This window comes from Streptomyces sp. NPDC060209 (assembly GCF_042728155.1).
Taxonomy (GTDB): Bacteria; Actinomycetota; Actinomycetes; order Streptomycetales; family Streptomycetaceae; genus Streptomyces.
The window spans coordinates 1-7,955 of record NZ_JBHWZS010000367.1 but is presented as its reverse complement, the minus strand read 5'-3'; the positions used below and the strand labels follow the sequence as shown (position 1 = coordinate 7,955).

General features: G+C 71.1%; 5 protein-coding genes and 1 pseudogene. 1 reads left to right on the top strand and 5 read right to left on the bottom strand.

Annotation, left to right across the window (positions count from 1 at the left end):
* Positions 1 to 53: 53 nt before the first annotated feature.
* The 5 genes from ACFWFI_RS38375 to ACFWFI_RS38355 all read right to left on the bottom strand — a co-directional run bounded on the left by ACFWFI_RS38375 (position 54) and on the right by ACFWFI_RS38355 (position 7,262).
* Positions 54 to 1,037 (bottom strand): ABC transporter substrate-binding protein, encoded by a 984-nt coding sequence (locus tag ACFWFI_RS38375; protein WP_387399765.1) that lies wholly within the window; start codon positions 1,035 to 1,037, stop codon positions 54 to 56.
* Between the two features lies 1 nt (position 1,038).
* Positions 1,039 to 3,021: an ABC transporter permease gene (locus ACFWFI_RS38370; RefSeq protein WP_387399762.1), complete on the bottom strand. Its 1,983-nt coding sequence runs from the start codon at positions 3,019 to 3,021 to the stop codon at positions 1,039 to 1,041.
* Positions 3,021 to 4,085, bottom strand: a complete 1,065-nt coding sequence (locus tag ACFWFI_RS38365; protein ID WP_387399759.1) for a quaternary amine ABC transporter ATP-binding protein — start codon at positions 4,083 to 4,085, stop codon at positions 3,021 to 3,023. Before ACFWFI_RS38365 ends, ACFWFI_RS38370 begins: the two co-directional genes overlap by 1 nt.
* A complete protein-coding gene (locus tag ACFWFI_RS38360; protein WP_387399756.1) occupies positions 4,082 to 5,653 on the bottom strand; it encodes a GMC family oxidoreductase in 1,572 nt (523 codons plus the stop codon). Before ACFWFI_RS38360 ends, ACFWFI_RS38365 begins: the two co-directional genes overlap by 4 nt.
* Positions 5,654 to 5,729: 76 nt before the next feature.
* Positions 5,730 to 7,262: an aldehyde dehydrogenase family protein gene (locus tag ACFWFI_RS38355; protein WP_387399753.1), complete on the bottom strand. Its 1,533-nt coding sequence runs from the start codon at positions 7,260 to 7,262 to the stop codon at positions 5,730 to 5,732.
* 407 nt (positions 7,263 to 7,669) lie between these two features.
* On the opposite strand from ACFWFI_RS38355, the pseudogene ACFWFI_RS38350 reads away from it, so the two are divergent.
* Positions 7,670 to 7,955 (top strand): annotated as a pseudogene (locus tag ACFWFI_RS38350) (hypothetical protein); the annotation flags it as partial.

Below are 7,955 nucleotides of genomic sequence, written 5' to 3'. Positions count from 1 at the left end.
CCGCGGCAGGTGCCGCGGCGGCTGACCACGAGCCGGAAACCCTTCGGCTCAGGTCACCGGACCAGCCACTTCTTCCAGGCCTCCGGGTGCTCCTCGATCCAGCGGTCCGCCGCCTCGTCGGGCGACAGCCGCTCGGAAGCGATCAGTTCGGAGACCTCGTTCTGGTCCTTCTCCGACCACTTGAACTTCTTCAGGAAGGCCGCGGCGTCCCCGCCCCGCTTCGAGAAGTCCGCGTTGAGGTACTTCTGGAGCGGGGTCGTCGGGTACGCGCAGTCGATGTCCGCCGGGTCCTTGGCCGCGCAGGCGTCGGAGTACTCCGGAAGCTTCACCTCGACCATCGGCACCTCGTTGAACAGCCACTGCGGCTGGTACCAGTAGCTGAGGAAGGGCTTCTTCTCCTTGGCGAACTGCTGCATCTGGGTGATCTGCGCGGCTTCGGAGCCTGCGAAGACGACCTTGTAGTCCAGGCCGAGATTCTTCACCAGCGCCTTGTCGTTGGTGACGTAGGACGGCGAACCGTCCATCAGCTGGCCCTTGTCGCCGCTCTCCGCGGTGCGCAGCTCGTCGGCGTACTTGTCGAGGTTCTTCCAGTCGGTGACCTCGGGGTGCTCGTCCGCCCAGTACTTGGGGACGTACCAGCCGATGTGGCCGGTGACTCCGAGATCGCCCCCGGGGACGATGGTCTTCTTGTCCTTGACGTACAGCTGCTCCTGGTCGGGATGGCCCCAGTCCTCCAGGATGGCGTCCACCCGGCCCTGGCTGAGGGCGTCCCAGGCCGGCACCTCGTCCGTCTGGACGAGGTCGACGCGGTAACCCAGCTTGTCATGGAGGATCTTCTGGGCGACGGCCACGTTGGCCTGCGCTCCGACCCAGGACTGGACGGAGAGGGTCACCGTCTTGATGTCCGCGGGGGCCGCGAACGGGGAGGCCTGCTTGGTCATGTCCGCCGCGCCGCAGCCGGTGACGGCCAGCAGGGCGGCCGCGGAGGCGACGATCGCGGACGTACGGAGACGGGCGCGGGTCCGGGTGCGAGCCATGTCAGCTCTCCTTCCGCTGGCGGCGGGCGGTGGGCTGTGTGACACGGTCCAGCATCAGTCCCAGGCAGACGATGGCGGCGCCGGCGACGAGTCCGGTGGCCAGGTCGCCCTGGGCGAGGCCGAACACGACCTCGTACCCGAGCGCGCCGGAGCCTACGAGCCCGCCGATGATGACGACCGCGAGGACCAGGACGACGCCCTGGTTGACGGCCAGCAGCAGTGCGGGCCTGGCCAGCGGGATCTGGACCTGGCGCAGTCGCTGGCCGCTGGTGGCGCCGAGCGAGCGGGCGCACTCCATCGCGGCGGGGTCGACGCCCCGCAGCCCCTGGGTCGTGATGCGGACGACGGCGGGCAGCGCGTAGACGACGGCCGCCGCGGCCGCGGGGGCGCGGCCTACGCCGAAGAGGGCCACGACCGGGATGAGGTAGACGAACTGCGGCATCGTCTGGAAGACGTCCAGGACGGGTCGCAGCAGTTGTTCGACTCGCCGGCTGCGGGCCGCGCCGACGGCGATGCCGAAGCCCAGGACCAGGGTGACGGCGACGGCGGCGATGACCTGGCTGAGCGTGTCCATCGACAGGTCCCAGACACCCAGCACCCCGATGGCGGCCATGGCCAGTACGGCGGTGAGCGCGGTGCGCCAGGTGCCGATGGTCCAGGCGAGGGCGGCGACGATCAGCAGCACGGCCCACCAGGGCAGACCCAGCAGTCCGTCGCGGAGCGGGTTGAGGATCCAGCTGGTGAAGTGGGCGGCCCAGTCGGCGGTTCCGCCGATGACGGGGATGCCGGTGTAGAGGTGGTCGACCATCCAGTCCTTGGCGGTGTTGACCGGTTCGGCGATGGCGACGATGCCGCCCTCGGGCCAGATCCGGCCGCCGGTGAAGCGGCCCACGACGGCGACGGCCGCGGCGATCAGCGCGGCGAGCCCCCAGCCGCGCGCCCCGTGCAGGGCGGCGGGACCGGTGGGTTCCGTGCCGACCTTCCGGCCGGCCGCCTCGGTCGTACGGTCCAGGACGACGGCCAGCAGCACGATCGGGATGCCCGCGGCGAGCGCGGCGCCGACGTCGACGGAGGAGAGCGCCTGGTAGACGCGGTCGCCGAGCCCGCCGGCGCCGATGACGGACGCGATGACGGCCATGGACAGGGCCATCATGATGGTCTGGTTGAGGCCGAGGAGCAGTTCCTTGCGGGCCAGCGGCAGCCTCGCGCTCAGCAGGCGCTGGCGTCCGGTCGCACCGAGAGAGGCGACGGCCTCCATGACGCCCGGGTCGGCTCCGCGCAGTCCGAGCGCGGTGAGCCTGGCCATCGGCGGAGCCGCGTAGACGACGGTCGCGAGGACCGCGCCGGGCACGCCGATGCCGAAGACGAGTACGACGGGCAGCAGATAGGCGAAGGCCGGCAGCACCTGCATGGTGTCCAGGACGGGACGCAGGACACGGAACGTACGGTCCGAGAGTCCTCCGGCGAGCCCGAGGAGCAGTCCGAGCACCACGGAGGCGAGGACCGCGACGATCATCAGGGCCAGTGTCTGCATGGTCGGCACCCACATGCCGAGCAGCCCGCAGAGGAGGAAGGACAGTCCGGCGGTCAGCGCGAGGCGCCATCCGGCCGTCCGCCAGGCGACGAGGGCGGCGACGGCGGTGACACCGGCCCAGCCGAGTGCGAGCAGCGCCAGGTAGACCCCGCGCACCGACAGGACGACGGCGTTGCTGATGTGTCCGAAGAAGTAGAGGAACAGCGGGTGGCTGTCGCGGTTGCCGATGATCCAGTCGTTGACCTCGCCGAGCGGTCCGCTCAGGTCGACGGTCAGGGCGCCGGGCCAGACTCCGCCGCCCCAGCGGGCGTGTGCGAAGGGGACGGCGACGGCGGCGATGACCAGCAGCAGGAGGATCTTGCCGAGGGCGGGCCGGCCGCGCAGGGCGGCGAGCGGGCCGCCGCCCGGGGGTCCGGAGGCGGTGCGGGTGGTGGCTTGGGCGGTGGCCATCAGACGGTCACCTCACGGGCTCCCGAGCCCCCGCCCGCCCCGGCGACGACACCGAGCAGGCACGCGTGGTCGACGACTCCGAGCAGCCTGCCGTCCTCCGTCACGCGCGCGACCGCGTCGCCGGAGCGGGCGACGGCCTCGATGGCTTCGGAGACGGTGGCCCCGGGACGGACAGCGGGCCCGCTGTCGCCCTCACCGGCGGTCGGCGGCCGCATGGCGGTGGCGACGGTGAGGACCTGTTCGCGCGGTACGTCCCGGACGAACTCGCGCACGTAGTCGTCGGCGGGCGAGCCGACGATCTCCTCGGGGGTGCCGAGCTGGACGATGCCGCCGTCGCGCATCAGCGCGATGCGGGTGCCCAGGCGGAGCGCCTCGCTGAGGTCGTGGGTGATGAAGACCATGGTGCGGCCCTCCTCGCGGTGCAGCCGGACGACCTCGTCCTGCATCTCGCGCCGGATCAGCGGGTCGAGCGCGCTGAACGGTTCGTCGAAGAGGAGGACGGACGGGTCGACGGCGAGTGCGCGGGCCAGCCCGACGCGCTGCTGCTGACCACCGGACAGCTGGGCGGGCCGACGGTCCTCGAGACCCGCGAGGCCGACCTTCTCGACCAGTTCGGCGGCCTTGGCGCGCCGTTCGGCCTTGCCCAGGCCCTGGATCTCCAGGCCGTAGGCGACGTTGTCGAGGACGGTGCGGTGCGGCAGCAGCCCGAAGTGCTGGAAGACCATCGCGGCGCGGTGGCGGCGCAGTTCGCGCAGCCGGTTGGTGTCCATGGCCAGGACGTCCTCGCCGTCGATGGCGAGGGTGCCGCTGGTGGGCTCGATGAGCCGGGTCAGACAGCGTACGAGGGTGGACTTTCCGGAGCCCGACAGGCCCATGACGACGAAGACTTCGCCCTTCTCGACGTCGAAGGAGACGTCACGCACCGCGGCGGTGCAGCCGGTGCGCTCGCGGAGCTCGGTGGCGGACAGGTCGGCGAGTTCACCGCCGGGGACGCGGTCGGCCTTGGGCCCGAAGACCTTCCAGAGGTTCCGGACGCTGAACACAGGGGTTCCGGCTTCACTCATCGGACATCGCCTCCGGTGGTCGGGGTCGCTCGGAGCAGCTCGGCGCACTTCTCGCCCACCATCAGGACGCCGATCATGGGGTTCACCGCGGGCATGGTCGGGAAGACGGACGCGTCGGCGATCCGGATGCCCTCCAGGCCCTGGATGCGCAGCTGGGGGTCGACGACGGCCGCCGGGTCTCCCTCGGCTCCCATCCGGCAGGTGCCGGCCGGGTGGTAGACGGTGTGCGCGACCTTGCGGGCGTACTCGCTGATGTCCTCGTCGGACGTGACCTCGGGCCCGGGGCACACCTCGCGCTTGAGCCAGTGGGCCAGCGGTTCGGTCTTCGCTATCTCACGTGCGAGCTTGATGCCGTCGACCAGGGTGCGGCCGTCGTAGTCGTCCTCGTCGGTGAAGTAGCGGAAGTCCAGGGCGGGCTTGACCTCGGGGTCGGCGCTGGTGAGGTAAAGCCGGCCGCGGCTGCGCGGCTTGGGGATGTTCGGGGTCATCGACACGCCGTGCTCGGGCTTCTCGTAGCCGAGGCGCTCCGGGTTGTCCGTGAAGGGGATCTGGTAGAAGTGGAACATCAGGTCGGGGCCCCTGGATCCGGGGTCCCGGCGCACGAAGAGGCCCGCGTCGGAGTCCATCGCGGAGTTCTCCGGGATGGGCCCGTCGGTCTCCCAGACGATGACCGACTCCGGGTGGTCGAGCAGGTTCTCGCCGACGCCCGGCGCGTCGTGGACGACCGGGATGCCGAGCTCGGTGAGGTCCTTCGCCGGTCCGACGCCGGAGTGCATCAGCAGTCGCGGGGTGTCCACCGCGCCCGCGCAGACGATCACTTCACGGGTGGCGCGCAGGAGTGTCTCCTCGCCGTCCCCGGTGCGTACGTGCACCCCGGTGGCCCGCTTGCCGTCGAACTCCAGGCGGTACGCCCATGTCTCCAGCAGGATCGAGAGGTTGGGGCGGTCACCGGCCTCGATGTGCGGATGGAGGTAGGCGACGGACGCGGAGGAACGCTTGTTGTTCTCCGGGTGGTAGGCCAGGTCGAAGAAGCCGACGCCGTCGTGGAACGGCTTCTTGTTGAAGCTGTCCACGCGCGGGACCCCGGCCGCCGCCTGGGCGGCGTCGACGAAGTCGCGGGCGATGGCGTTCCGGTCCTTCTCGTCGACGGGCACGATGTTGTTGCGCAGCCGGTCGAAGTAGGGGTCCATGGCGGAGGCGTGCCAGCCCTCGGCTCCGGCCTCGGCCCATTCGTCCCAGTCGCCGGGCAGCGGCTTGAAGCTGATCAGCGTGTTGTGCGAGGAGCAGCCGCCGAGGACGCGGGCGCGGCTGTGCCGGATGTGGGAGTTGCCGCGTGGCTGCTCCGTGGTCGGGTAGTCGTAGTCGAGGTCGCCGCCGAGGAGACCCAGCCAGCGGCGGAGCGTGAGGACGTCCTCGCGGTCGATGTCGGTCGGTCCGCCCTCGATGACGGTGACGGTGACGTCGGGGTCCTCGGTGAGGCGGGAGGCGATGACCGAACCGGCTGTACCGCCTCCGACGATCACGTAGTCGACAGGTTCGGGGCGTGCGGTGCTGGGGGACGGGGGCATCGGTCACTGCTCCTTCTGCAAGGTGCTTGCGTGTGCGTGGTGCTGCGAACAGCCGGTCGGGCAGGTGCGGTTGCTCTCAGCCGGCGAACCAGCGCTGCGGGCGCGGGTTGAGGTTCTGGTAGATGTGCTTGGACTCGCGGTATTCGGCGAGCCCGGTGGGGCCGAGTTCGCGGCCCGTGCCGGACTTGCCGAAGCCGCCCCACTCGGCCTGCGGGAGGTAGGGGTGGTAGTCGTTGATCCAGACCGTGCCGTGCCGCAGCCGGCCCGCGACCCGCCGGGCGCGGCCCGCGTCGGTGGTCCACACGGCGCCGGCGAGACCGTAATCGGTGTCGTTGGCCAGGGTGATGGCTTCTTCCTCGGTACGGAAGGTCTCGACGGTGAGGATCGGCCCGAAGGTCTCCTCGCGGACCACCTTCATCTCGCGGTGGCAGCCGTCCAGGACGGTGGGCCGGTAGAAGTAGCCGTCGGCGGGCCGGATGTCCGAGGGCTCGGGGCGCGCTCCGCCGGAGCGGACGACGGCGCCCTCCTCGCGGGCGGACGCCACGTACGCCTCGACCTTGGCGAGCTGCTGCGCGGAGACGAGCGGGCCGCATTCGACCCCGTCGACGGTGCCCCGGCCGAGCCGTATCGCGTCGGCGCGGCGGGCGAGTTCGGTGACGAAGCGGTCGCGGACGGGCTCCTCGACGATGAGGCGTGCCCCGGCGGAGCAGACCTGGCCGCTGTGGAAGAACGCGGCGTTCAGTGCCTGGTCGACGGTGGTGTCGAAGCCTTCGTCGGTGGCGCAAGCGTCGGCGAACACGACGTTGGGGTTCTTCCCGCCGAGCTCCAGGGCGACCTTCTTGACCGTGGGCGCCGCGGCCTGGGCGACCTTCGTGCCACTGGCGAGTCCGCCGGTGAAGGAGACCAGGTCGACGTCCGGGTGTTCGGAGAGCCGTGCGCCGACGGGGTCGCCCGCGCCGGTGACGAGGTTGGCGGCACCGTCGGGCAGTCCGGCCTCGGCGAGCAGCCGCATCAGGTGGACGGTGGAGAGCGGCGTGACCTCGCTGGGCTTGAGCACGAAGGTGTTGCCCGCGGCGAGTGCGGGGGCGATCTTCCAACTGGCCTGGAGCAGCGGGTAGTTCCACGGGGCGATCAGTGCGCATACGCCGACCGGCTCGTGCACGACGACGCTGTGCACATCGGGGTCGCCCGCGTCGACGACCCGGCCGCCGCTCTCGTTCATGACGAGGTCGGCGAAGTAGCGGAAGGCGTTGGTGACGTCGTCGACGTCGACGCGGCCCTCCTCCAGGGTCTTGCCGGTGTCGCGGCTCTCGGTGATCGCGATCTCCTCGCGGTCCCGCTGGAGGAGCCCGGCGACCCCGCGCAGCAGCTCGGCGCGCTCGGCGACGGGCTTGTGGGGCCAGGGGCCGTCGTCGAAGGCGCGGCGTGCGGCTGCCACGGCCGTGTCGGTGTCCTCGACGCCGCCCTCGGACACGAGCGCCAGGACGGTGGCGTCCGCGGGGTCGAGGACCTCCCGGGTGGCGCCGGAGCGGGCAGGGCCCCAGACACCGTCGATGTGGAGGGTCTCGAGCGTCACCGCGGTGGGGGCCGACGATGTGGGAGCCGACATGTAGTGGTCTGCCTTCCGTGCCTGAATTGCTCCGCACCGGTCCGGCCGAGCACTGTCGCGCGCCGGTGGACCGGGATGGGGGCACACCAGCAGCCGGGACACCTCTCCGGTACGGCGGAATGTATGCCGAGAAACTCACCCTGGGTGACGTGACTCACTGCCCGGGGACCCCCGAGGAAGGACGAAGCGACACAATCCCGCAACATCTAATCTTCATGCGGATGATTAACTGGCAGACGAACGGTTTCGTAGCGTCGGCCCTCACGCCGCATGTCAGGACCGCTGAGGAACGGACGGAACCCCATGCCGCCGCTCGATCTCACGCCGGCGGGGTACTGACCACCACCCGGGCCGTCCGCAGACGGCTCGACCTGAACCGGGCGGGTGGACCGCGCGCTGATCACCGAGTGCCGCAGTTCGCCGCCCAGGCCGGGCGAACACCTGGGAATCGATCCTGCCGGCCGCCCCCGCTCCGAGGGCTCGGGACCGCCTGGACGACACCGCACCCGCACTACGAGCGCGAAGCGGCCGAGCTGCTCGGCATCCCGTACGAGCGCGTGATCCGGACCGCACTGATCCCGGTCGCGCACACCATCGGAACGGACTTCCGCGCGGGGCCCCGCGTCGACCCGGACGACATCGCGCACCGGGACACCTGGTGGACGACCGGCGGCCCGGTGCGTACGAACGCAC